At 42.8% G+C, this 25039-nt stretch carries 20 protein-coding genes and 1 tRNA gene; 14 read left to right on the plus strand and 7 right to left on the minus strand.

Features of this window, described 5'->3' with window-relative positions; all coding sequences use genetic code 11:
* Window positions 1-169: 169 nt before the first annotated feature.
* The 11 genes from ACTQ9T_RS02025 to ACTQ9T_RS02075 all read left to right on the plus strand — a co-directional run bounded on the left by ACTQ9T_RS02025 (window position 170) and on the right by ACTQ9T_RS02075 (window position 13157).
* Window positions 170-1216, plus strand: a complete 1047-nt coding sequence (locus ACTQ9T_RS02025) for a porin (RefSeq protein WP_440463924.1) — start codon at window positions 170-172, stop codon at window positions 1214-1216.
* 285 nt (window positions 1217-1501) lie between these two features.
* The gene (locus tag ACTQ9T_RS02030; RefSeq protein WP_413190994.1) at window positions 1502-2623 is read left to right on the plus strand and encodes a porin; all 1122 of its coding nucleotides are present in this window, start codon (window positions 1502-1504) and stop codon (window positions 2621-2623) included.
* A gap of 328 nt (window positions 2624-2951) precedes the next feature.
* Window positions 2952-4586 carry a CTP synthase gene (locus tag ACTQ9T_RS02035; protein ID WP_210540234.1) on the plus strand — a complete coding sequence of 545 codons (1635 nt, stop codon included), beginning with the start codon at window positions 2952-2954 and terminating at the stop codon, window positions 4584-4586.
* A gap of 229 nt (window positions 4587-4815) precedes the next feature.
* Window positions 4816-5691 carry a 3-deoxy-8-phosphooctulonate synthase gene (kdsA, locus tag ACTQ9T_RS02040; RefSeq protein WP_440463925.1) on the plus strand — a complete coding sequence of 292 codons (876 nt, stop codon included), beginning with the start codon at window positions 4816-4818 and terminating at the stop codon, window positions 5689-5691.
* Window positions 5692-5718: 27 nt separating this feature from the next.
* Entirely contained in the window at window positions 5719-5973 is a 255-nt protein-coding gene (locus ACTQ9T_RS02045; protein ID WP_210540230.1) for a cation transporter, read from the plus strand.
* Between the two features lie 177 nt (window positions 5974-6150).
* A complete protein-coding gene (locus ACTQ9T_RS02050) occupies window positions 6151-6375 on the plus strand; it encodes a heavy-metal-associated domain-containing protein (protein WP_010196358.1) in 225 nt (74 codons plus the stop codon).
* A gap of 347 nt (window positions 6376-6722) precedes the next feature.
* Window positions 6723-9083 carry a heavy metal translocating P-type ATPase gene (locus tag ACTQ9T_RS02055; protein WP_440463926.1) on the plus strand — a complete coding sequence of 787 codons (2361 nt, stop codon included), beginning with the start codon at window positions 6723-6725 and terminating at the stop codon, window positions 9081-9083.
* Window positions 9084-9400: 317 nt separating this feature from the next.
* Window positions 9401-10717 (plus strand): phosphopyruvate hydratase, encoded by a 1317-nt coding sequence (gene eno, locus ACTQ9T_RS02060; protein WP_201592438.1) that lies wholly within the window; start codon window positions 9401-9403, stop codon window positions 10715-10717.
* A gap of 110 nt (window positions 10718-10827) precedes the next feature.
* Window positions 10828-11136 (plus strand): FtsB family cell division protein, encoded by a 309-nt coding sequence (locus tag ACTQ9T_RS02065; protein WP_010196361.1) that lies wholly within the window; start codon window positions 10828-10830, stop codon window positions 11134-11136.
* A gap of 162 nt (window positions 11137-11298) precedes the next feature.
* Window positions 11299-12057 (plus strand): 2-C-methyl-D-erythritol 4-phosphate cytidylyltransferase, encoded by a 759-nt coding sequence (gene ispD, locus ACTQ9T_RS02070; protein WP_440463927.1) that lies wholly within the window; start codon window positions 11299-11301, stop codon window positions 12055-12057.
* 476 nt (window positions 12058-12533) lie between these two features.
* Entirely contained in the window at window positions 12534-13157 is a 624-nt protein-coding gene (locus ACTQ9T_RS02075) for a BLUF domain-containing protein (protein WP_189580140.1), read from the plus strand.
* A 548-nt stretch (window positions 13158-13705) separates the two neighbouring features.
* Here ACTQ9T_RS02075 and ACTQ9T_RS02080 read toward each other — a convergent pair.
* The 4 genes from ACTQ9T_RS02080 to pyrC all read right to left on the minus strand — a co-directional run bounded on the left by ACTQ9T_RS02080 (window position 13706) and on the right by pyrC (window position 16373).
* A tRNA-Glu gene (locus ACTQ9T_RS02080) sits at window positions 13706-13781 on the minus strand.
* 54 nt (window positions 13782-13835) lie between these two features.
* Window positions 13836-14033 carry a hypothetical protein gene (locus ACTQ9T_RS02085; RefSeq protein ID WP_141629673.1) on the minus strand — a complete coding sequence of 66 codons (198 nt, stop codon included), beginning with the start codon at window positions 14031-14033 and terminating at the stop codon, window positions 13836-13838.
* Window positions 14034-14339: 306 nt separating this feature from the next.
* On the minus strand, window positions 14340-14999 hold the full coding sequence (gene rnt, locus ACTQ9T_RS02090; RefSeq protein WP_440464447.1) for a ribonuclease T: 660 nt from the start codon (window positions 14997-14999) through the stop codon (window positions 14340-14342).
* A 303-nt stretch (window positions 15000-15302) separates the two neighbouring features.
* Window positions 15303-16373 carry a dihydroorotase gene (pyrC, locus tag ACTQ9T_RS02095; RefSeq protein WP_440463928.1) on the minus strand — a complete coding sequence of 357 codons (1071 nt, stop codon included), beginning with the start codon at window positions 16371-16373 and terminating at the stop codon, window positions 15303-15305.
* A gap of 352 nt (window positions 16374-16725) precedes the next feature.
* Here pyrC and ACTQ9T_RS02100 point away from each other — a divergent pair, with 352 nt between their 5' ends.
* Complete coding sequence (locus ACTQ9T_RS02100) at window positions 16726-17964, plus strand: argininosuccinate synthase (protein ID WP_010196371.1); 1239 nt, start codon at window positions 16726-16728, stop codon at window positions 17962-17964.
* Between the two features lie 114 nt (window positions 17965-18078).
* Here ACTQ9T_RS02100 and ACTQ9T_RS02105 read toward each other — a convergent pair whose 3' ends face one another.
* The gene (locus ACTQ9T_RS02105) at window positions 18079-19296 is read right to left on the minus strand and encodes a hypothetical protein (protein ID WP_440463929.1); all 1218 of its coding nucleotides are present in this window, start codon (window positions 19294-19296) and stop codon (window positions 18079-18081) included.
* A 136-nt stretch (window positions 19297-19432) separates the two neighbouring features.
* Between ACTQ9T_RS02105 and ACTQ9T_RS02110 the strand changes: the two genes are divergently transcribed.
* Window positions 19433-19948, plus strand: a complete 516-nt coding sequence (locus tag ACTQ9T_RS02110) for a L,D-transpeptidase family protein (protein ID WP_440463930.1) — start codon at window positions 19433-19435, stop codon at window positions 19946-19948.
* A gap of 148 nt (window positions 19949-20096) precedes the next feature.
* Here the strand turns inward: ACTQ9T_RS02110 and ACTQ9T_RS02115 are convergent, their stop codons facing one another.
* Complete coding sequence (locus ACTQ9T_RS02115; RefSeq protein ID WP_440463931.1) at window positions 20097-21677, minus strand: CYTH and CHAD domain-containing protein; 1581 nt, start codon at window positions 21675-21677, stop codon at window positions 20097-20099.
* 225 nt (window positions 21678-21902) lie between these two features.
* Here ACTQ9T_RS02115 and ACTQ9T_RS02120 point away from each other — a divergent pair, with 225 nt between their 5' ends.
* Entirely contained in the window at window positions 21903-23123 is a 1221-nt protein-coding gene (locus ACTQ9T_RS02120) for a DUF4349 domain-containing protein (RefSeq protein WP_440463932.1), read from the plus strand.
* A 171-nt stretch (window positions 23124-23294) separates the two neighbouring features.
* Here ACTQ9T_RS02120 and ACTQ9T_RS02125 read toward each other — a convergent pair whose 3' ends face one another.
* Window positions 23295-24881: an isocitrate lyase gene (locus ACTQ9T_RS02125; RefSeq protein ID WP_189580155.1), complete on the minus strand. Its 1587-nt coding sequence runs from the start codon at window positions 24879-24881 to the stop codon at window positions 23295-23297.
* Window positions 24882-25039 lie beyond the last annotated feature (158 nt).

Here is a 25039-nt window from a genome sequence, read left to right on the forward strand (position 1 = left end):
GAGTCATGGTTTTTTTTGTCTTATTGTAGTAGAAATTCGCCACACTTGTTTTAGACCAATCTCGGTAGCCAGTTACACATTATATCTTTGAGGATTTGTGACGATACCATTATGGGCGCCGGCTAATCATAGCTTGCTCATTACTACAATTGTAAAGTGGAGATACCCCATGAAAAAACTACTTTTAGCTACAGCCATCGCAGCCCTATCTGTATCTGCAGCCAACGCAGCACCTACTGTTTATGGTAAAGCTTTCGTTACTGCTGACTATGTAAATGCTGAGCGTGATGGTAACGATGATCAATTCGACGTAGACAGTGATTCAGTACAAATCAACTCAAACATTTCACGCCTTGGTTTTAAAGGTTCTGAAGCAATGACTGCTAACACTGATGTTATCTATCAGTTAGAGTATGGCATTGCCATCGATGGTACTGATGACAATATTGGTCTTAAAAGCCGTGATACCTATCTTGGTCTAAATAACAAGCAATATGGTCAATTCCGCTTTGGTCGTAACTACTCAGTAACTGACTACATCAATAACGTGACCGTTACTGAAGGTTTTTGGGATAATTTAGGTGTTAGTAATCTTGATATGGAAGGCGATGTTCTTGATGCTGTAACTATGGCTGATGGCGGCCGTGTTAATGACTCTATCGTATGGATTGCCCCTAAATACAACGGCTTGCCTTTAGAGCTTGCTCTACAATACGGTGCAGACGAGCGCTTTGTAACTGACAGTGACGACCGTGACAGTGGTTATGGTGCTTCATTGATGTTTGACCAAGGTACAGGCTTCACTGCTGGTGTTGCTTACGAAAAAGACATGAGCCAAGCTGGTGATCTTTTACGTGGTAGTGCTACCGTTGACCTAGGTAAATACATGGCTTATCCAGTTATGTTAGGTGCAATGTATCAAGTAGCTGATTTCGATGGCGGTACTGAAGATGAAAAAGGTCTAATTGTAAGCGCTGAAATGGGTCTAGCTAACTTTGCTCGTCCAGCATCTGTATATGTACAGTACAATGGTACTGAAAACTTAGCTGGTGTTAACAACCGTGATTCAGATCAAGTTGTTGTAGGTGGCAAATATAACTTTAAAGACAACATGATTGCTCATGCTTATGTTGGTAACAACTCTGCTGAAGACAAGAGTACTAATACTGATCTTGACGTATTCGCACTTGGTGGCGGTCTAGAATACTTATTCTAGTATCACACTCAAGTAGATAGTATAAAAAGACTCATCCTTCGGGATGAGTTTTTTTATGCGAAAAAAGAAAGTAGCCCTTCATTGTAATCAGTCTTAAAATACATAGTTACAGGCATGTAAATTTTGTTCTTTCATCTTACTGTAATATTTGCTTGATAAAGTAGTGTCTAAGCCGTTCTGGTGGCTCGTTATATATCATGGTCTTGGGAGTTTGTAGCAATACCATTGTACATGCCAGTCAATCTTAGCCAATTTATCACTCAAATCGTCAAGTGGAGATACCCTTTGAAAAAATTACTTTTAGCCTCAGCAATTGCAACGCTATCAGTTTCTGCCGTTCAAGCCGCGCCAACGGTTTATGGCAAAGCATTCGTCACTGCTAACTATGTCAACGCTGAGCTTGATCGTCAGTCTATGGATCTGCCTAACGACACTATCAATATCAATGAAGACAGCAGCTCAGTACAAGTCAGCTCGCATTCTTCACGTCTAGGGTTCAAAGGGTCCGAAGCAATCACTGCTAATACCGATGTGATTTATCAATTAGAGTATGGCATCAAGATCGATGACAGCGGTAGCAGCAACATTGGTTTTAAAAGCCGTGACACCTATCTAGGTTTTAAAAACAAAGACTACGGTCAATTTCGCTTTGGTCGCAACTACTCAGTGTCAGATTACGTCAACAACGTAACCGTTAACGAAGGTTATTGGGATAATATCGGCTCAAGCTCTCTTGGTGGTGATGGTACGCTGAGTGAGGCGCTTACCTTGACTGATGGTGAGCGTATTAATAACTCAATCGTATGGATTGCACCCAAATACAATGGTCTACCATTAGAGCTTGCCTTACAATACGGTGCTGATGAGTCTTTTGTCTCTGATAGCGATGACCGTGACAGTGGCTTTGGTGCTTCATTGATGTTTGATCCAGGTACTGGCTTTACCGCAGGTGTGGGTTATGACAAAGACATGAGCGTCACAGGTGAGATTCTTCGTGGCAGTGCTAGTGTCGATTTGGGCAAATACATGGCTTATCCAGTGAAGCTAGGTGCGCTATACCAGCAAGTTGATTTTGATAATTCAGATGATGAAGAGAAAGGATTGGTCGTTAGTGCTGAGATGGGTTTGACTAACTTTGCTCGCCCAGCATCTGTTTATCTTCAGTATGATAAGACTGAGAACTTGGCTGGTCTTGATGGCAACGACTCAGACCAAATCGTATTGGGCGGTAAATATAAGTTCAAAGACAATATGATTGCTCATGCTTATATCGGTCAAAACTCTGCAGATTTAGAGAACGGTCTGCTCGTTGTTAGAAACAATGCTGATGATACCATTGACTCAGTTAAAGCTCGTGGTGATGCGGATGTATTTGCTATCGGTGGCGGTTTAGAATATAAATTCTAACTCAATATAGTCAGTTCAATATAAAAAAGAGACAGTGTGACGGATATGAATTTTTTGTAGCCTCTGTCTGCGCTTACACAGCAAGCAAGAAAAATTTGTACCAGTCACGCATTATAATGTCGTGTATCTATTTTATTTAGTATCGACTATATGCTGCATAAATACTCTGCTAAAAAGCTCATCCTTCGGGGTGAGTTTTTTTATTATGCGTTTTTAATCAATAAACATTGAGCAAAAACCAAGAGTTTCGGATAGTTTGCGCTTTTGCCCTATATTTTTTGGCGTATCTTTAGTAAAATCCTTCTTTACCAATTACCGAAAGAGTACTATGACCAAGTTTATATTTGTGACCGGTGGGGTAGTGTCCTCACTAGGAAAAGGTATCACTGCTGCTTCTCTTGCTGCGATACTCGAAGCGCGCGGTGTGAACGTGACAATGACCAAGATGGATCCGTATATTAACGTCGATCCAGGTACCATGAGTCCGTTCCAGCATGGCGAAGTGTTCGTCACTGAAGATGGGGCGGAGACGGATTTAGATTTGGGTTATTATGAGCGTTTTTTACGCCACTCTAAGATGAGTAAGAGTAATAACTTTACCAGCGGTCGCATCTATCAGAACGTACTGAATAAAGAGCGCCGTGGTGAGTATCTGGGCGGTACTGTGCAGGTTATCCCGCATATCACTGATGAGATTAAGAGCAAAATCCTTGCCAGTGGCGAGGGTTATGACATCGCTATTATTGAGATTGGTGGTACGGTCGGTGATATCGAGTCACTACCCTTTATGGAAGCGGTACGCCAGATGCAAGTAGAGCTAGGTCGTAATCGCGCCATGCTGATGCATTTGACCTTGGTACCTTATATTGCCAGCGCCGGCGAAACCAAAACCAAGCCTACCCAGCACTCGGTTAAAGAGCTTCGTTCTATTGGTTTACAGCCTGATGTCTTAATTTGCCGCTCTGATCATCATATCTCACAAGACAATCGCCGTAAGATTGCGTTGTTTACCAATGTCGAAGAACGCGCGGTCATCATGTGTGAAGATGCGCAAAGTATTTATCAAATACCGCGTACCCTTTATGAGCAAGATCTTGATGATTTGATTTGTGAGCGCTTTGGTTTGGATGTACCTGAAGCAGATTTGAGCGATTGGGACAAAGTGGTTGAAGCCCAGCTCAATCCTGAATCAACGGTCACCGTAGCGATGGTCGGCAAATACGTCGAGCTGCCTGATGCGTACAAGTCAATTAACGAAGCATTATTACACGCTGGTATCACTCATAAAGTAGATGTGAAAATTGATTATATCGATGCTGAACGTTTGGAAGGCGACGATGTTTTATTTGCGCAGCTTCATGATGCCGATGCTATCTTAGTGCCCGGTGGCTTTGGTGAGCGCGGTACCATGGGTAAAATGAAAGCCATTACTTATGCTCGCGAAAACAACGTGCCATATTTGGGTATTTGTCTTGGTATGCAATTGGCCGTTATCGAATACGCACGTAATGTGATGAGTATCGATGCCAACTCTTCTGAGTTCGATCGCAAGACTGCTGAGCCAATTATTGGTCTGATCACTGAATGGTTAGATGAGCGCGGCGAGCTACAGATTCGCAGTGACGATTCAGACCTTGGTGGTACCATGCGTTTAGGCGCACAGCAAGCTGAGCTGGTCGCTGGTAGCAAGCTGAGCCAAATCTATGGCGCTAGCAATATCACTGAGCGTCATCGCCATCGTTATGAGATGAACAATCGCTATATCGAGCCATTAGAGCAAGCAGGCATGACGATATCGGGTTATTCTGCCAAACAGCATTTGGTTGAGTCGGTTGAGATTAGCGAGCATCCATGGTTTGTCGCCGTACAGTTCCATCCTGAATTTACCAGCTCGCCACGTGGTGGTCATCCACTGTTTAACAGCTTTGTGAAAGCCGCAAAAAATCATAGCGAAACAAAGTAATCGTTAAAATGTGAAGTGTTGTGAAATATAGTGTGAAAGCGTTATTTTCACCAAAAAAGACTGATCTACGGATTGGTCTTTTTTTTGCTTAATTTGACGGGTGATAATGGTTGTTTAGATATTCTTTTAGTTAGCGATATCTAATTACGCTTGGATACTTTTTTTAATTGGGCTATCGGTTACAATATGGGATAGACGTGTTGATAACAATAATGAGGACAAGGGTTTCATGGAAAATCTATTAACAGCGCAATCACATATTCAGCTTAAGACTCCGAGTAATAACACTATTAATATTGGTAACGATCAGCCCTTTGTGCTGTTCGGTGGTATGAATGTCTTAGAGTCCAAAGAATTAGCGTTCGAAATTGCTGAGCAGTATGTCGAGATTTGTCAGCGTTTGGGCATCGGCTATGTGTTCAAGGCCAGTTTTGACAAGGCCAATCGCTCAAGCCTGCATTCGTATCGAGGTCCTGGATTAGAAACAGGTATCGATTGGCTGGGACAAATTAAAGAAAAGTTCCAAGTGCCTATTATTACTGACGTGCATGAGCCGTATCAAGCAGCGCCCGTCGCTGAAGTTGCTGATATCATCCAACTGCCCGCTTTTTTATCGCGTCAAACGGATTTGGTGCATGCGATGGCAAAAACAGATGCGATTATCAATATCAAAAAAGCGCAGTTTTTAGCGCCGCATGAGATGCGCCATATCGTCAATAAATGCCTCGAAGGTGGTAATGACAAGCTGATACTTTGTGAGCGCGGTAGTGCTTTTGGTTATAATAATTTGGTCGTCGATATGCTGGGCTTTGACACCATGAAGCAGATGGACATACCGGTATTTTTTGATGTCACCCATAGTTTGCAGCAGCCGGGTGGTCGTAGTGATAGCGCTGGTGGACGACGTGAGCAAATCACGACACTTGCACGTGCAGGTATGGCAACTGGATTGGCAGGGTTGTTTTTGGAAGCGCATCCAAATCCAGAAACCGCAAAATGTGATGGTCCGTGCGCCTTGAGAATGAGTCAGTTAGAGCCATTTTTACGTCAGCTTAAGCAAATTGATGATCTCGTTAAAGGCTTTGAGATATTAGATACTCATTAATAGTATAGATTATAAGAGAGTAAGATAATGGCCATACAAGTTGCACAAGTCAGTATCGAAAACATCGATGACGCTGAAGGTCTTGATAGCTTGATGACAGCGCTTAAGAATATTACAGGAGTCACTGCGATTGAGCTTGATCCTGATAATGACGTTGCAACCGTGCGCTATGATGATACCAATACCAGTATTCACGCCCTAACTGCCGCGATTAGCATGGTCGATTATGTTACCCAACCGTTTCCTATCGATTCACCGCAAAATCCACATCATGATGATTAGCGTTGAGCAAAACATTCTTTGATGATAGGTCTTTTAATAAAGTAACAACCAAACAGTCTTGTTACTGAAGATGATAGCGCTTATGCTTGTTTAGTGTAGCTTTGATAAACTTTAAAAGGTAAATATTAAAGAACACCTATCAAGGCTATCTTCACTAATAAAAATAAGGAGCCTAACATGGCAAACCAAACACGTATTATTAAAATCGACGGCATGACTTGTGGTGGCTGTGTGGCGAGTGTCCATAACGCCACCGCCGATATTGATGGGCTAGATGATATCAGTATCGAGCTTGCAGACAATCAAGCAACGGTCACCTTTGATGATAGTAAAACCAGTGCAGAAGTCATTGCATCAGCTATCGATGACGCTGGTTTTGATGCTACCGTTGCTAACGCTTAATCTTATCCATTTGTATAAAAAACCGGCTATCATGGCTGGTTTTTTAATGGTTAAAAATTATTGATAGTAGCGTCAAAATATAGAGCTATCCTTTTCAATACAGCTGAAGAAGTCAAAGAAATTGAAGAATTTGAATGACTACTAATCATGACCATTTAGGATCATTATTTAGCATTATTGCCATTACTGATGATAATAGCATGCTAATTATTCGATTCGATTACAGTAATATTCAATAGCAGAATGTTTTACTTGTTTGACTTAGATGTCCCCTCCACTGGGTTGTTGTTTTAGCCCAGACGACTTTATAACGCCATAACGCATAAACGCCATACCGAGTTTTATTTATGAATGATTCTACCCAAACTGACAATCATAACGCTTACGATGTAGAAACTGACATTCAATCCAATACGCCGCTCGCGCCGCAGCGTGCGCACTTGCAGTTGGCTATTGATGGCATGACATGTCAGGCCTGTGCCTCGCGAATTGAAAAGGTGCTCAATAAAAAGCCGTCGGTATACGAGGTGAGTGTGAATTTCGCTGGCGAGACCGCGAATGTCGATTATGATCCGACCCAGACGACGCCTGAGCAAGTCACAGAATGGGTAAATAAAACAGGTTTCGTCGCCAATTTGCAGGCAGCTGATAGTTTGTTTGCCCAAACTGATAAAGATACCGCGACTCAGTACCCGTGGCGCTTGATTGGCTTGTGGCTATGTTTGCTGCCGTTTTTAGTTGGTATGGCAGGTATGCTGACAGGTTTTGGTATGGCGTGGATGCCACCGGTTTGGATTCAGTTTGTCCTAGCGACGATTGTACAATTTGGCTTGGCATTACCGTTCTATAAGAGCGCTTGGGCATCCATCAAAGGTGGTCTTGCTAATATGGATGTGCTGGTCGTCATTGGTACGGTAACCATATGGGCGTATTCAACATATCTGTGGCTGACGCATGGCGATGGTACGTTAAATAGCCTGCTACAAAGTGGTCACGCTGGTGGTCATGGGACTGGCAATAGTCCTGCTGTGTATTTTGAAGCTGGGGTGATGGTTATTGCTTTTGTGCGAACGGGTAAATATTTAGAAGAGCGTACCAAAAAACACAGCCTTAATAGTATTGATTTATTATTGTCTTTAACGCCTGATGAAGTTGAACAGCAGCAGCCAAATGGTGATTTTCATAATGTAGCTCTTAAAGATGTGCAAATTGGTGATATTTTGCGTGCCAAACAAGGTAGCCGTGTGGCAACGGATGGGGTAGTCATCGAAGGTAGTGGCTGGTGTGTGGAGAGTCATTTAACGGGTGAGTCAGTACCTCTCAAAAAAGAAGAGGGTAATAGTCTGCTAGCAGGCGCTTTAGTCGAAAACGGCAGCCTACTATATCGCGTCAGTGCTAAAGGCAGTGATACGAAGCTGGGTGATATGGTACAAGCCCTCAGCGATGCGCAAGGCTCAAAAGCCGACTTGGCGCGTCTAGCTGATCGAGTCACGGCTATTTTTGTACCAGTGGTGGTAACGATTGCTTTGGTCACCTTTGGGGTCACATGGTGGCTAACAGGTATGGTTGATACTGCCCTAATGCATGCCGTATCAGTATTGGTCATTGCTTGTCCTTGTGCGCTTGGCTTAGCCACGCCAGCGGCTATCATGGCTGGTATGGGAGTCGCTGCTCGTCATGGCGTTTGGTTTAAAGATGCGCAAAGCCTAGAAGCTGCAGGTAATATTGATACGGTCGTGCTCGATAAAACGGGTACATTGACTATTGGTAAACCGACTATCGTCGATCAGGTGATGGTTGATAAGTCGCTTGCTGTGGATGATGTATTGCAGATTGCCGCCAGCGTCGAGGCGCATGCCAGCCATCCGTTAGCCACCGCGTTAATAAATACTGCCAGAGACCGTAATCTGCCATTAATGAATGTTACGGATATTAGTGTCGTTAAAGGCGCTGGTATACAAGCGAGCATTGAAGGTTTGGGTGTGGTAAAAGTCGGCACCGCAGAATTTGCTAATTTAACGCTACCAAAGCTGATGCCAAAGGTATGGCAAATCGCCAGTACCGTTGCCATTAGTATTAATGATGAAGCCTTAGGTGCTTTTGCTTTAGCTGATGATTTAAAAGCCGATACCCCTCAGGCCATTACTGCGCTGCAAGATGCTGGTATCAATGTCATTTTGATGAGTGGTGATAAGCAGTCCGTCGTCGATCATGTCGCAGGGCAGCTGGGTATCAAGCAAGCTTATGGCAAGATGAGTCCACGTGATAAAGCGAGCCAGATTGCCTTGTTGCAAACGGCTGGTCACAAAGTCGCAATGGCAGGTGATGGCGTCAATGATGCGCCAGCGATGGCAACCGCTGATGCCAGCTTTGCGATGTTTGAAGGCACAGATGTTGCCCAGCATAGTGCTTCTGCCCGTTTGATGGGCGAGTCGCTGATGCATATCGATGCCGCGCAAAAAATTGCGCAAGCCACGCTACGTAATATTAAGCAAAATCTGTTTTTTGCTTTTATTTATAATTGTCTTGGCATTCCGCTTGCCGCTTTTGGTTTTTTAAATCCTATGATTGCCGCCGCTGCGATGGCGCTTAGCTCTATTTCTGTATTAATGAATGCGCTACGTTTAACCCGATTCAAAACGGAGGTTGAACTTGATAACACGGTATCTGCCTCTCAGACTAGAGCGGAACGCCCAATAAAAGCATAAGAGTCATTTTACTTTTGATATCAGCTACTGAGACAAATTGATAATTAATATTTGGCTATCTATGTGTGGTTTTATGACCGCCAGTCGATGTAAGATAAGGGAAGTTTGGTAAAATTTATGCTATGATGCCAACCACTATAGCTGACGGTTAAAGTACTAAACAAACCCTGAAGCCTGCTCAAAACTAGCCGAGTATATCAGTAGAAAAATCTGGTCTAGGTATAGGGCTATATGATATTTTGCTTTATCTTTTTTGTATTCTAGTTGCCGTTATTTACCCCACAAACTTGGCATGACCAAAGGAATTAACAGACATTATGTACGCTGAAGAAACCACCAACGTTGCCGCAATTAAAGACATTCGTGCTCGTGAGATTTTAGACTCGCGCGGTAACCCAACGATTGAAGTCGATGTTATCTTAGCTGACGGTACTGTCGGCCGTGCTGCTGCCCCAAGTGGCGCGTCTACTGGCTCACGTGAAGCACTTGAGCTACGTGATGGCGACAAAGACCGCTATATGGGCAAAGGCGTCAAAAAAGCCGTTGCCAACGTCAATAGCCAGATTCGCAGTGCGTTGATGGATAAAGAGGTCACCGAGCAGCAAGGTATCGATGATGCCATGATTGCGCTAGATGGTACAGAAAACAAAGACAGCCTCGGTGCCAATGCGATGCTAGCCGTGTCTCTTGCCACTGCAAAAGCTGCTGCCAAGTCACAAAGTTTGCCACTACATCAATACATCGCCAATTTGCGCAACCAGACGTCGTTGACCATGCCTGTACCCATGATGAACATCTTAAATGGTGGCGAGCATGCGGATAACACAATCGATATCCAAGAGTTTATGATTGAGCCAGTTGGTTTCACCAGCTTCTCAGAAGCGTTACGTGCTGGCACGGAAATTTTCCACAGTCTAAAGTCCGTCCTAAAATCACAAGGCTTGAGTACAGCAGTCGGTGATGAAGGCGGCTTTGCTCCGAACCTACGTAGTAACGAAGAAGCTATCACTGTTATCATGCAAGCGATCGAGCAAGTCGGCTACAAAGCAGGCGAAGACATTCATCTTGCATTAGATTGTGCGGCGAGTGAGTTTTATAAAGACGGTCAATATATCTTGGCAGGCGAGGGTAATAAAGCATTTGATAGCCAAGGATTTTCAGATTATTTAGTAGGGTTGGCGCGTCAATACCCTATCATCTCTATCGAAGACGGTCTTGATGAATCTGATTGGGATGGTTGGAAATACTTAACTGAGCAGATTGGTGATAAAGTCCAATTGGTTGGTGATGATTTATTTGTGACCAATCCTGCTATCTTACAAGAAGGTATTGATAAGCATATTGCCAACGCGATTTTGATTAAATTCAACCAAATCGGTACCTTGTCAGAAACGCTAGATGCGATTTATTTGGCGAAGAAAAATGGTTATGCGACGATTATCTCGCATCGTTCAGGTGAAACTGAAGACAGCACCATTGCAGATTTAGCCGTTGGTACTGCTGCTGGTCAGATTAAAACTGGCTCACTATGCCGCTCAGATCGCGTGGCGAAATACAATCAGCTATTACGTATCGAGCAACAAGTACGTGCAAGCTACCGTGGTCGCGAAGAGTTTATCGGTCTACGTGGCTAATTAGCTAAGGTTAGGTTAGCTAAGGTTAGGCAATATGTCATTTTTGATATATTGTCTAGCAAGCTTAGCTGGTATTTATTTTATTATCTCTCTATCGTTTGGCCTATCACATGAAATACTTTAGCCAATTTATACTACTTGCTTTAGCCGTTGCGGTGCTGTTAGGACTGCAATATCAATATTGGCTGGGTGAAAATGGGCGCTTTGAGCATAATAAACTACTGACTCAGACTGAAGATCAGCAACGCTTAAATGACAATCAAGTAGCCGCAAATAACTTATTACGTACTGACGTCTATGATCTAAAAAATGGACTTGAGGCAGTAGAAGAGCATGCGCGTTTAGACTTAGGTTTGATTAAGCCAAATGAGACGTTTGTCCAAGTATCAACCGCACCAACGACGCACAGTCGCTACTAATTTTTAACGCCATCGTAATGAGTGTTCATTGATAACGATGGCTTTGCTTTTCTCGAAACCGTTATTACTCCTCTTCTTAATACTCATACCTTCCCAGTCATATAATCATGCAAGCAAACCCTGATTACTACTTTATGAACACCACCTTATGAACGTCACCTCATGAATACTACACCTAATATACATGCCATTATCGTCGCTGCTGGTCGCGGTAATCGTTTTGGTGCCTCTATCGCCAAGCAATATACTATGCTGCAAGGGCAGACCTTGCTACAGCACAGTGTGGCACGGCTTGGATGTAGTGCTTATATTGATAAATGTTTATTGATCGTCGCAGCAGATGACAGCAAAGCAGAGACGCTCAATTTTGCGCTTCCAATTCATTATGCTATTGGCGGCGCTGAGCGCTGGCAGTCTGTACAGGCAGGGGTAGAGGCGATCGTTAATACAGGTGCGGATGACTCAGACTTGGTGCTCATTCATGATGCTGCGCGTCCAGCAGTTCCCACTCATGATATTGAACAAGTCATTGAAGCGGCAATGCTTGAGCCTTATGGCGCTATCTTAGCGACCCCTGTTGCTGACACTCTAAAGCAATCCTGCAAACAATCCAGCGCTCACTCTGAGCTTATGCGTGATTCTCTAAACGTAAACAAAGACACGTCTAGCGCTTATGTTAAACAAACGATTGATCGCAGTAATATGTGGCAAGCCCAAACGCCCCAAGTATTTCGTTTAGGACAGCTAAGACAAGTATTGAAGCATGTGGCTGAACACAAACTCGATATCACCGATGAAGCCAGTGCATTTGAATACTTAGCACTGCCTATTCGTCTAGTGACTGGCAGTCGCCAAAACATCAAGCTCACCTATCCTGATGACGCTATCTTGCTCGCAGCGATTCTTAAAGCCCAGTCTTAGGACGTATCTTCAATTTGAAAAATCGCTATCTGAAAGCCTAGTTATTTTGATAAATATCAAAAAACTACCTTCTCTTTATTGGCTTACCTTCACTACTTGTTATTAGTCCAAATTATTATGCTGGCATATTGATGAGTTTGCATAACGCGGCAAGTGATATTGTCATAAGTAGCATTCTGTACCAATCTTACAATCTAAATGAGGGTTCTATCGTTAACTGATCACGTTTTTTATCATTATGAATGAATATATTATATTATTTAGTATTACTACTTAATGATGTAATATAAACATATATTGATTTGATGACTAAACTAGCCTATGATGTAACCAACTTAATACAATTAATATAAACATTTATAAAATCAATAATATACCAAGCCAATTCGATGTTTTCGAAAGTCTTGTCTCTATGTTTTTTCTAAAGTTAGTATGGTTGTCTTAGCTACATTTACCTGAAAATAGGGAGAAGCTGATTGTCAGTAGTCAATGATTCGACAAATCCAGTAACGACAGATCTCTGCCAACTTGTGTATTTGAGCCGCATCACGTCGACTGGTCTATCAAACGCCAGTACACTGAACGATATCGCAGAAGTCGCCAGCAAACATAACAAAGCTGATAATATTACAGGTATTCTTTGCTACGGCAATGGTTACTTTTTACAGTGTGTGGAAGGTAGTGAGCAAGCGTTAACCAATCTCAAGAATCGCTTGATAATGGATGATCGACATAAAGACTTAACCATTTTAGATTTTTCAGCACTGGAAGATCGTCGTTTCGCTGGTTGGTCACTGCGCTCGATTACCCTTGAGCGCTGGATGATTAAAGAGCCTAAGCTTAAGAAGTTTATGCCGTTTAAGCCTTATGCGTGGAGCACTGACGAATGGACGGAGTTTTTAGATATCTTGCAAGGTTATTATGAAAAGCATGTCAGCACAGGCGAAACTGACAGTCAGCCGATACAATATAGCACCTTAGGTTTAACCTTAAGTAAAGTTGTCGGACAGCACCAAGCCTTTTTCTTGATTCAGACCGTATTGGGCTCGCTGATTATATTAGCGCTACTGTGGTTCATGATATCGGATAAGATTTTTTAGAATGTTTTGATTTTTTAGTTCATAAAAAGTAGACCGCTTATATCGAAAAGCCAGCAAAGATTGCTGGCTTTTTTTGTTATGAATTTTGATAGCGTTTGATAACTATAGTCAGGTCAATATAAAAAGAGACAACGTGACCGATATAAGTTTTTTGTCGCCTCTGTCTGCGTACGTACAGTAAGCAAGAAAAATTTGTACCAGTCACGCATTATAATGTCGTTTATCCATTTTATTTAGCATCGACTATAACTTTGATATAACAGCAGGAGTGAAAAAACAGATAAAGGAGAGGATTGGTAGGCGGATTTTTTATTTGTCGTGTCTTTTTTATACTGAGCTGACTGTACATCCATGCTTGTCCATGCTCGAAAGTTACAGTAGCAGTTAGTTGCGATACTAAGAAAGTAAATCGGGAAAATGAACAGAGAAAATGAACAGGTATAAAAAAAGTCCAATCACGATATATTGTGATTGGACTTTTTGATGGTACATTTATCAGTCTTATCTGATGCCTTTCGATAACAGTGCTGATAAGTGACGCCAAATAGTGGCGTCCCCAGGGGGATTCGAACCCCCGTTACCGCCGTGAAAGGGCGGTGTCCTAGGCCTCTAGACGATGGGGACTAGTAACACAACACCTCAGCTGCTTTCACCATTTATGCCGAAGTGGTGCGTATTTTAATGGCGTCTGCGCTTGCTGTCAAGCCTTTTTCTTCGTCTTTTTAATATTAAGTATCTTTTTTTGAGCGCACGGCGTGGATGTAAGTCATTACTCTTTAAATGATGGCGAATCCATAGAGATGTGCAAGCACTAATAGTTAAGGCGAGCAGCATATAGCCGATGATGGTGCCCCATAACTTAAGTTGTGGATCCATAATAAAGTCCCTCCTATTACGCCTTAACAGCAGCAGTGCTACTAACAGCAGCTATCAAGGCAGTGTGAGCAACTTAAACCATCTATAGGATATAACGGCGTCGTTTGAGAGTGCAATAGTGGCAAGCAAGTAAGCTATTAAGTCCCTTTAACAGTACTACATAAAGTCAGGAAGGCTTGTCAACTTACTGAAAGTGGTATCAATCATATCCCTATTGATTGTCAGATCAAGATGTCCAAGATGTCAAAGTCATCAAGTATTATAAATAGCACTATTATGTATGGTTGGCAACATAGGATATGTGATTTATGTATTATCGCTATCGCCCGATTCTTCTTTAGTGTCCTCATTATGCATCGCGTTGGCCAGCATAGGATAATGGTTAAGTATATGACAGAATAGCTCGGCTGTTTTTTGGGTGTCATATAGTGCGGAGTGGGCATTTTTGCCGTCAAACTCAAGCCCTGCTGCTTTACAAGCGCGTGCCAGCACTGTCTGACCGAAGGCAAGCGCTGATAGAGTCACCGTGTCAAAGACTGAAAAATTATGGAATGGGTTGTGGCCTTTACTGTTGGTACGTAGCACGGCTGCATTTAAAAACCCTAAATCAAAATGTGCATTATGTCCAATCAAGACACATTGACGGCAGTCTTCAGCACGGCGGACTTCTTTTAAGCCTTTAAAAATTCGGCGTAGTGCGGTTTTTTCATCTTCGGCAATGGCTTTACGCATCGGATTGTTGGGATCAATGCCAGTAAAGGCAAGCGCACTTGGCTCAAGATTCGCGCCTTCAAAGGGCTCGATATGAGCATTGAATGCCTCACCAGGATAAAACACACCCTGCTCATTGAGTAATACAGGAATGCAGGCAATTTCTAGCAAAGCATCCGTTTGCGCATTAAAACCTGCTGTCTCCACATCGACGACGACAGGCAGAAACTTGCGAAAACGGTCTTTCAAGACCATGGGCGCTTGCTCGTCTGCTGCGGTATCTTCGAGATGAGTAGTGGACGCGACATTGAGGCTAGTATCTACATTGCTTGATGGGTTGTCGTTCGGTAAGGCGGCATCGTTTTTAGTGGTCATATCAGGTTAAATCGCTTTTATCAGTCGTATTGTTATATTGAATTAGAAATGAGTATCCCATGAAATCAACCGCTCCTTCAGTACAAAGGCATTATTGATATCATAGGATAAAATAAAGAGGTTGCTTTATAAGTGCTATTCTTTATAAGTACTATTCTTTATAAGTACTATGCCTCATAAGTACTATGCTTTGATAGACCAAGGCAGCGTCTCGCCCGCCATAAGCGGGGTCAATGATGAGCCATCAAAATAAGGGTAGCTTGCAGGTACTTGCATAGGCGTTTTGATTAGGGTAACCGTGCTTTCATTGACTGGCAAGCCATAGAATTGAGCACCAAAGCGACTCGCAAATCCTTCTAACTTGTCTATTTTGCCAACACTATCAAAAGCGGTGGCATACAAAGGCAAAGCAGTTGCCGCACTATAGCAGCCAGCGCAGCCGCAAGCCGCTTCTTTTTTATCCGTTGCATGTGGGGCAGAGTCAGTGCCCAAGAAGAACTTTGGATTGCCACTGGTGGCGACATCTAATAAGACTTTTTGATGACTTTCGCGCTTCAAGATAGGCAAGCAATAAAAGTGTGGTTTAATGCCACCAACCAACAGATGGTTGCGATTAAACATCAAATGCTGCGGGGTGATAGTAGCCGCAATATGCTTGCCTTGCCCCAAGACAAAGTCAGCAGCATCACTGGTAGTAATGTGCTCCATCACAATCTTTAACGTCGGGAATTTGATGATAATTTGTGCCAACACCTCATCTAAGAAGCGTTTTTCGCGGTCAAAAATATCCACATGGTTTTGTGTCACTTCGCCATGCAACAGTAGTGGCAGGTTGTGCCTTTCTAACGCTTCAAAGACATCCACACAGGCGTTGATATCAGTGACACCATCTGCAGAGTTGGTCGTAGCACCAGCAGGGTAGAGCTTGACTGCTTGGACGATACCTGACTGTGCTGCCATTTCGATATCTTTCGCCGTCGTCTGATCTGTTAAGTATAACGTCATGCGCGGGTCAAATGCTGCTTGGCGCTCCGCAGCCAAATCGCTAGCTTGTAGATGCTCCATGATCCGCGCACGATAGGCACGCGCATCGTCGACATTTTTGACAGGTGGTACTAGGTTTGGCATACAAATAACACGGTTAAAACTACTGGCTGCATGCGGTACGGTAGTGGCTAAGGCGCTGTCATCACGGAGGTGAATGTGCCAATCATCTGGCTGAAGGATGGTCAATTCGGTCATTGAATCAGTCATAGTGTCATCGCGCTCTATATCGTCATTTATGGGAATAAAAAGAAATGATGCTGTGTGGCTATAATAACAGATTTGCCTGCGCGACTAAATATGCGACTAAATATGCGACAACATATCTGTATATCATTTAAGGGTCATTGTGTATTTACCAAGATGAATAAGGATTTTATGCACATAATGGCGTGAGACGATAAGCAAATGAAGGCCAAAAGCTAGCACCTTGTGGCAGTTACACTTTTGCCGATAGTAAATATGATGTACACTGAGCAAGCAATGTATCTTTTGATTGATTCTTAGCGTCTTTTACCCTTAGCATAGTTCACACAGTCAATTCTCATAATAGGAGTTATTCATGGCTCAGCTTGATCCAAAAAATATTAATAAAATCGTACTGGCCTATTCAGGTGGTCTTGATACCTCAATCATCGCAAAATGGCTACAAGTAACCTATGATGCCGAAGTGATTACCTTCACTGCTGATATCGGTCAAGGCGAAGAAGTTGAGCCAGCACGAGCCAAAGCTAAAGCCATGGGCATCAAGCACATTCATATCGAAGACTTGCGTGAAGAGTTTGCCCGTGATTATGTATTCCCAATGTTCCGTGCCAATGCCATCTATGAAGGCGAGTATCTGCTAGGTACTTCTATCGCGCGTCCATTAATTGCCAAGCGTTTGGTTGAGATTGCCAAAGAGCACAACGCCGATGCGATCAGCCATGGTGCGACTGGTAAAGGTAATGACCAAGTACGTTTTGAGCTTGGTGCAGTTGCCTTGTCTCCAGACGTTGTGACCATTGCGCCTTGGCGTGAGTGGGATTTATCAAGCCGTGAGAGCTTGATGGAATATGCCAAAGAGCATGACATTGCCATCGACTATGCAGGTAATAAGAAAAAATCACCTTATTCTATGGATGCCAACTTACTGCACATTTCTTATGAAGGCGGTATCTTAGAAGATCCCTATGCCGAAGCAGAAGATGATATGTGGCGTTGGTCAGTCAGCCCAGAGCAAGCCCCTGACGAAGCCCAGTATCTAGAGCTAGAATATGAAAAAGGCGACATCGTTGCTATCGATGGCGAGCGGCTCAAACCTTATGAAGTGATGATTAAGCTCAACGAAATCGGTGGCAGTCATGGTATCGGACGTTTGGATATCGTAGAGAACCGTTATGTAGGCATGAAGTCACGTGGCTGCTATGAGACGCCAGCAGGTAACATTATGCTAAAAGCACATCGCGGTATTGAGTCGCTAACCCTTGATCGTGAAGCTGCGCATCTAAAGGATGAGCTGATGCCGCGCTATGCAAAAATCATTTATAACGGCTACTGGTTCAGCCCTGAGCGTATGATGCTACAGGCGTTGATTGACAAATCACAAGAGTATGTCAACGGTACCGTTCGCGTGAAACTATATAAAGGTGCTGTGAGTGTCGTCGGTCGTAAATCAGACGATTCACTATTTGATGAAAAAATTGCTACTTTTGAAGATGATGCTGGTGCGTATGATCAAAAAGATGCCGAAGGTTTCATTCGTTTGAACGGATTACGTTTGGCGATCGAAGCCAGCCGTGGTCGTGATTTATCTAAGTAAGTTTTTTGGACGATTTTTATAGCTAAGTGAAAATTTAAATCGCAAAAAAAGCAGAGGCCTATATTGATAGTGCCTCTGTTTTTTTACGGCTGCTTTTTTTATGACCATCCGTGTCTACTCAGTTTTTGCAGTGTCTGCAATGACAGGCTCATCATCGTCTACTTTTACGATGGCCACATCTTGCTGCTGACGTTCTTCGAGGAGGTCCTGCTCTATGACCTCTTCTGTTGCAAGGATGGCACCATCAGATTTTTGGCTTTGATATTTGAGAGTGGCGAGCGCACCAAGAATACCGATGACGACAAGAATGATGAGAATAACGGGATTTTTCCAAAGCGGTGTTGAGGTCTCATACTCAATCGGTTTTTCACTGATCGTTGCCGGTGTGTTGTCGTTATTGCCGCCGATCAGTCCCAAACTTACCAAAGGCGGTTTAGGTGGATTGGCAGGTTCAGAGTTTACGCGCAGACGGTTTCGGCTGAGATAGATATCCGAGATTTTGGCTAATTGTAGCAGCCAGCGCTGGTGGGGTAACGCAATTGCCTGCATTTCTACAAACACCAACATGTCATTATGGCGGCCTTGCTGCAAATTATCAGGTGAGCGCCCGATGGCTTTTAGGTAGTTGCCAGTTGCCAATTGCATGTCTTGCACAGGATCATGATTTTCAGGTTTGAATGCCGTCAGCTCGTACCAGTAAGTATCAAAAGCTGGCGGGGCGCTTGGCAGCTGTTCCATGTTTAATAAATGTGGTTCTGTGCTATCTTGTGCATTTGGGGCGTTTTCGGCTGCTAAAGTGTTTGTCTCAATTGCTGCAAAACGTGTTGCGGATAAAAACTGCGGTTGTAAGGCGAACCATTTATTAATTTCATCATTATCGAGTTGACTGTATTCTGCCAAGATAGCCAGCTCACGGAGTACAATCACACACAAAGCGGTGAGTAAAATTTGTGCTTGTTGCGTCGTTGCGTCAATTTTTGCTGCAATACGATCGCTTGCTTTAATCACTCGTGCACTATCATTGAATATGGCGTCCGCAGCATCATGCCGATGATACAATGTTGCATTAATAGTCGCAAAGTTCATCGAGTTATATTGCCGTAGCTCCTTGACAGCACTGCGTCCAAACAGTTTTTTACTCACTGTTTGACCATCGTGGCGCTGCTGGTAAGCGAGAAGGGCACTAATAATGGCCTGCAAACTGGCATCCATGGCATAGCGCGCTTGCGGCAATGACAGCTGGGCGGCATCTGCCAATAATGACACCATCGGCTTGGTATCTTGATATAGAAAATCATACATCGACACACGTGTCGGTGAAATAGTCGTCATAATCTGCTAGCATCAAAAAGTGTGCCTCTATATTACGGTGCCAAATGCCTTGATACAATCCCTTAATAATAGAAAATCTCAATCATTTTACGCATTATGCTGTCAATAATGACGTAAAGGACAGGCGGATATATTTATGAAAAACAATAATCAATTTGATATAAATTTGATCATCAATATCGCTCAGCAAACTTTGACGGTATATCAGCAGCATAAAGAAGTGGCACAATACCAAGTATCTACTGCTAAAAATGGCATAGGTAGTCAACAAGATAGTGGCTGTACGCCGCTAGGGAAGCACGTGGTGGCAGAAAAAATAGGCGGGAGTGAGCCTATGAATGCTGTGTTTATAGGGCGTGTCCCTACAGGCGAAGTGTATAGTGCGGATTTTGGCGTATTACATCCTGAGCGCGACTGGATACTGAGTCGTATTCTTTGGTTGAGCGGTCTTGAGGAAGGCGTTAATAAAGGCAGAAACAGCCAAGGCAGCTGTGATACTTATCAGCGCTATATTTATATCCATGGCACACCAGATACTGAACCAATGAGTACTCCACTATCACATGGCTGTATACGTATGCGTAATAAAGATATTGTAGAATTATTTGAGCAAGTAGAAGAGGGCATGCCCGTTACGATCGTTGTTGATTAGGTCGTGTTGCGTACAAATTTAGCCATGGCGCTGATAGACACTATTTAAATACGATAAAAAAATACAGCCTGTTATACAACAAGCTGTATTTTTTATGGAACGTTCTTATTTTATGAGAGTAGTGTCCGTCTTAAAAATAATATTGCTACTACCAAAACGTTGAGCTGTCCGCAAATTTTGCTAAACGTGCGTCAATATGACTTTGGTCATCAGTCAGTATGGCTGCAAACCAACCCGCGCCATATAAAGCATTAGCATCTGTTGTTGATTTTAGATTGTAGAACTGCTGATATTGATTATCATCGTTCAGTTGTTCTAACGCTTTTTGCGCTTTTATCAGCCGTTTTAGCCAACGTTTGGTTTTCTTCTTAGCTTTTTTCTTACTTAGTAAAGGTACGGAGAATTCACTGATGTAACGCAAATCTCTTAACTGATTGAGCAACTCGCTTTCAGGTTGGTCATTATGAGCGATGTCTTCGTCTACATCATCGCTCATAAGCTCAGTAACACTTACCTCGTCAGTTTTTTTATTGGTTTTAAGGCATTTTTTATATTGTTTGGAGAGGACTTTCGTTAGCTTATCGCGGGCAAGCTGATCAGTCTGAGGTTCAATGCTGGGATCGCTCATGGTAAAGGCAATCAGCTCTAACAGCGTTATTTGAAAGTCATTGGCTTGCAGCGTATTGATAGGTGTGATCTTGATATTTTCGATATCTGTCGTCCAGTCAACGGCAGGCGCGCCACATGCTTGTAGCTCAGGTTCGATCTGTGCATTGATATAAGCAAGTTGATAGTAGTCGCTAAGCAAGGTTGCAGTTTGATTAAGTATCGGCAGCCATTCAGGGTTAATTTCATCAGAGAAATCGACAAATGCTTTCAACGCAGTACGCAAGCGATCAATACCAATCCGTAATTGTAAAGTATGATTATCATCTATGCTGCCAGCGACGATAGCACTACTATTTGGTAGTATCTGTAATAAGCAATTGTGTACTACCGCACGTATAAAAGCAGGTGCACTGCTGTCTTTGTCTATTTGTAATTGACTTAGGTTTGCGTTGACTGCAGGACTGTGGCTCTGCTCATTAATAAGTAAGCCACCATTTTCGGCTTTGGTGACGGTAGATAGACACAGCTTATAGCGCTTGCACCATGTTTTGGCAGTCGTAAATAGAAAATCTAAATCTCCTGACACCAATTCAAACTCTATTTCTCGAATAGCTTTGCGCCGAGTTTCATCAGTACCATGAATAATTTCTCCCTGATCATAAGCCATTTCGATACAATTATCGGTTTCATCCTCATTACTTTCTGTTAGCAACCGCGTAGTGCGCTCGACGTCAGTAACATAAAGTCGTGTTAACGTCTTTGCTAGCTTTTTGAGTTTAAAATCAGCCAATGCCTCAGCGATTGGAGTGTCTTCATATATTGTCAAATCAGGCGTCAGCTCATGATTATCGAGCATCGTTTGTACTTGCTCATTATCGAGCACGGCATTATGCTCTAAGCGCGCCGCAATCCCATCACCACCCGCTTTGATAGTCTGTACCCATGTATCACCTTCTTTGCGAATACGCAGGCCTATACTTGCTTGTGCAAGCTGCTGGTCAGGCGTATCGTAATAGTGTGCCGCTAGTTGCAGTACTTGTGACGATTTAACGTGCGTTTGACGCATCAAACCTTTTAACCGCGATTCTGGCACCAAAAACTTCAGCTCTATTTCTTGCATCGTATTTTCCTAGTCAGGTAATCAAATTTCGATAATCATAGTCAGGTATTAGTGGTTCGATAATTATAGTCAGCTGACTAACATCGTATGAAAGCTGCCTCATAATGACAAGTAAAATTTTGACAGTTTGCATGCGTTTTATCCTTAGCAATATACTTTTGGCAAATAATCATTATAATCAAGGCAAGGAATTAAACAAAAGTAAGATAAAATGGAGTTACAGCGATGAAAACGAGACCAAAAAAGACAGGGGCTTTCTCTGTAAGGCAAGCCCTCAAATCAAACACGTCAGCATCAGATTACAGTGACTCCATCTTCCAAACGGCGACCTGGGTTAAAGTATGTAGCGTTATAGCCTTGACTGCCATTATCGCTAGTGGCTGCAGTCAACAAAATGAGGAATATGAATCAGAACAAAATAGCGCTGAGACCGAATATGTGGCTACGGAACAAGCGATTGAAGATATAGCGGATCAGGGTGCTGATATATCAGATACCAATAATAAAGACTCACCTAAGTTACAAGTACAAAATCTATCTAATGATAGTGAGCAAACCCTTAATAGCCAAGCGGCTGATATAAAAATAGCAGGTAAGACCTTACTTATCAATGCGGCAGCTGACTTTAAAGTAGAGGATGTGGTAGAGAGTAGTAGCGCTATTGAAAGTTTAACCTATCAGCAAAAGGGTTACGTTGCATCAAGTCATATTAGCAATCGGGAGCGCGATAGTCGTGGTTTTGTTCAAGGGGATAAGAACGTTGTTTTGACAACCTATTATCGACAAGCTGAGATGACCGTACGTATCCCTAGACAAAACGTGAACAAGTTCCTAAAACAAGTACAGCAGCAAGTGGCTTTTTTAAATGAGCAAGAGTTCTCAGCTCAAGACGTCACTTTGGATATATATCGTGAGCAACTGGCAAGTAAGCTCAATAGCGATATGGCAAAGGATCTCAGTCAAGAACGACTTGATAGCAAAAATGATAAAGATCAAACCAGTAATGTCGATACGATCGCCGCCACCTATGCGGCGCGGCAACAGCAGGAATATGCGCAGTTAGAGCAAATGAACATTGCGGATAGAGTGAAATATAGTACGATCAACTTAACCTTTACGCAACCGGATATTAGCTATAAAGAAACGACGCAGAATTTAGATCTACTGATAGAGGCTGAACGTCCAAGCTTTAGCGCACAAGTGGGTCAGGCATTCAAAGAGGGTTGGGAGATGTTGAGAGAAGTCGCCATCACTTTGATTAGACTATGGTGGCTTGTTGTATTAGTAGGGGTGTTTTATATGGTTTATAGACTTATAAAAACACTGTATCGCACATTTCGTAGAAGTACTAGGCGTATGAACCACGCCAAGCTCAACGCAAAACGTAGGTCTGAGATGAAAGCTAAGGGCAATAGCCATACTGATGACCGTCATTCTAACGATTAAAGCGCGTTTTCTATCGAGAGTCAGTTTTTGAGATGCTTGTTATTCAACTGAGTTTTTGATTGTATTCTTTATAGTGGGTAACGTCTGCCCATAAAAAAGCCGCCCTACGTGATGTAGGGCGGCTTTTTTTATAACTTTTACTGATAAAAATTACTTACAAAGTGTCGGTGATTAGAACTGGTTCATTGTGTTCTTGCCGCCGCCAGCTTTCAGAGCATTATCGCCTGAGAAGATTTCTTTGTGATCATCGCCAAGGTCAGAACCTGCCATTGCTTGGTGCTTAACACAAGAGATGCCTTCACGGATTTCTTTACGTTGTACGCCAGCAGCATAAGCAAGCATACCTTCTTCACCGAAGTAGCCTTTAGCAAGTTCATGAACGCTAAGAGCAGTCGTGTGGTAAGTCGGTAGAGTGATTAAGTGATGGAATACACCAGCTTCACGTGACGCGTCTTTTTGGAAGTTTTTAGCCGCTTCATCAGCCGCTGCATCCAATTCAGTACCGTCATAATCAGCGCTCATCAAGTCATTCTTGTTGTATGCTGAAACGTCTTTACCAGCTTCTTCCCATTCAGCGATAACTTGCTTACGGAAGTTTAGCGTCCAGTTGAACGATGGGCTGTTGTTATAAACCAGCTTCGCTTTTGGTTGCTCTTCTTTAATACGATCAACCATCATTTTGATGTGTTCAACGTTTGGCGTAGGCGTTTCGATCCATAGTAGATCAGCACCGTTTTCTAGAGCAGTTACGCAATCAAGTACAACGCGATCGATGTTGGTGTCTTCACGGAATTGATACAAGCCGTTTTGCAAGCGAACAGGGCGTACTAGTTTGCCGTTGTGCTTAAGCAAGCTGTCGTTTTCTAGAGCATCTTCTAGCGTTACTTCTTCCATTTCGATAAAATCGATATATTTAGAAGCAAGATCGCCTGGCTCATTTGATACTGGGATTTTTTGCGTAAGTGACGCGCCTTCAGAGTCAGTACGAGCAACGATAACACCGTCTTCAACACCAAGCTCTAAGAATGCATAACGAATAGCATTGATTTTTGAGATGAAGTCTTCATGCGGTACAGTTACTTTACCAGCCTGATGACCACATTGCTTAGCATCAGATACTTGGTTTTCAACCTGAATAGCACAAGCACCAGCTTCAATCATTTGCTTAGTTAGCAAGTAAGTCGCTTCTTCGTTACCGAAACCAGCATCGATATCAGCAATGATTGGCACAACATGCGAATCAAAGTTTTCGATTTTTTCTAGAATGGCTGAGGTGTCTTGACCCGCTTCTTCTGCAGCGTTTAGCTCACGGAAATAGTCATTCAATACTTTAGCATCAGCTTGACGTAAGAACGTATAGATCTCTGCGATTAGCTTAGGTACTGACGTTTTTTCGTGCATTGATTGATCAGGCAAAGGACCAAACTCAGAGCGTAATGCTGCTACCATCCAACCTGATAGATAGATGTAAGTTTTAGCCGTAGTACCAAAGTATTTTTTCTTAGCATACATCGTTTGTTGTGCAACAAAACCATGCCAAGCACCTAGAGACTGAGTGTACTGAGACGTATCGTTGTCATAGTCTTCCATGTCTTGGCGCATGATTTTTGCAGTATACTTTGCAATATCTAAACCGGTTTTGAAGCGGTTTTGTGCCATCATACGTGCAGCATCAGTTTCGCTGATATTTTGCCAGTTACCGTGTTTTTGCTTTAATTCACGTACTAGATCGATCGCTGACTTATAAACAGTTGACATATATAGTCTCCTTGGTGGGGTGTAAAAACGATAAAAATTAAGTGATAAAAAATGATTACGACTGTCTGTTATTAAAAGAAATAGAATAAGATTTTATTAACGTTATCGACATCTAATAAGAATGGACATCACTAAAAAGGATGGATGGTTATATTCGC

Source organism: Psychrobacter sp. ASPA161_6 (assembly GCF_051970285.1).
Lineage (GTDB): Bacteria > Pseudomonadota > Gammaproteobacteria > Pseudomonadales > Moraxellaceae > Psychrobacter > Psychrobacter glaciei.

Coding starts and splice junctions, on each gene's coding strand:
- ACTQ9T_RS02025 (WP_440463924.1), top strand. CDS start 170: ATGAAAAAACTACTTTTAGCTACAGCCATCGCAGCCCTATCTGTATCT.
- ACTQ9T_RS02035 (WP_210540234.1), top strand. CDS start 2,952: ATGACCAAGTTTATATTTGTGACCGGTGGGGTAGTGTCCTCACTAGGA.
- kdsA (WP_440463925.1), top strand. CDS start 4,816: ATGGAAAATCTATTAACAGCGCAATCACATATTCAGCTTAAGACTCCG.
- ACTQ9T_RS02045 (WP_210540230.1), top strand. CDS start 5,719: ATGGCCATACAAGTTGCACAAGTCAGTATCGAAAACATCGATGACGCT.
- ACTQ9T_RS02050 (WP_010196358.1), top strand. CDS start 6,151: ATGGCAAACCAAACACGTATTATTAAAATCGACGGCATGACTTGTGGT.
- ACTQ9T_RS02055 (WP_440463926.1), top strand. CDS start 6,723: ATGAATGATTCTACCCAAACTGACAATCATAACGCTTACGATGTAGAA.
- eno (WP_201592438.1), top strand. CDS start 9,401: ATGTACGCTGAAGAAACCACCAACGTTGCCGCAATTAAAGACATTCGT.
- ACTQ9T_RS02065 (WP_010196361.1), top strand. CDS start 10,828: ATGAAATACTTTAGCCAATTTATACTACTTGCTTTAGCCGTTGCGGTG.
- ispD (WP_440463927.1), top strand. CDS start 11,299: ATGAATACTACACCTAATATACATGCCATTATCGTCGCTGCTGGTCGC.
- ACTQ9T_RS02085 (WP_141629673.1), bottom strand. CDS start 14,033: ATGGATCCACAACTTAAGTTATGGGGCACCATCATCGGCTATATGCTG.
- rnt (WP_440464447.1), bottom strand. CDS start 14,999: ATGGTCTTGAAAGACCGTTTTCGCAAGTTTCTGCCTGTCGTCGTCGAT.
- pyrC (WP_440463928.1), bottom strand. CDS start 16,373: ATGACTGATTCAATGACCGAATTGACCATCCTTCAGCCAGATGATTGG.
- ACTQ9T_RS02100 (WP_010196371.1), top strand. CDS start 16,726: ATGGCTCAGCTTGATCCAAAAAATATTAATAAAATCGTACTGGCCTAT.
- ACTQ9T_RS02105 (WP_440463929.1), bottom strand. CDS start 19,296: ATGACGACTATTTCACCGACACGTGTGTCGATGTATGATTTTCTATAT.
- ACTQ9T_RS02110 (WP_440463930.1), top strand. CDS start 19,433: ATGAAAAACAATAATCAATTTGATATAAATTTGATCATCAATATCGCT.
- ACTQ9T_RS02115 (WP_440463931.1), bottom strand. CDS start 21,677: ATGCAAGAAATAGAGCTGAAGTTTTTGGTGCCAGAATCGCGGTTAAAA.
- ACTQ9T_RS02120 (WP_440463932.1), top strand. CDS start 21,903: ATGAAAACGAGACCAAAAAAGACAGGGGCTTTCTCTGTAAGGCAAGCC.
- ACTQ9T_RS02125 (WP_189580155.1), bottom strand. CDS start 24,881: ATGTCAACTGTTTATAAGTCAGCGATCGATCTAGTACGTGAATTAAAG.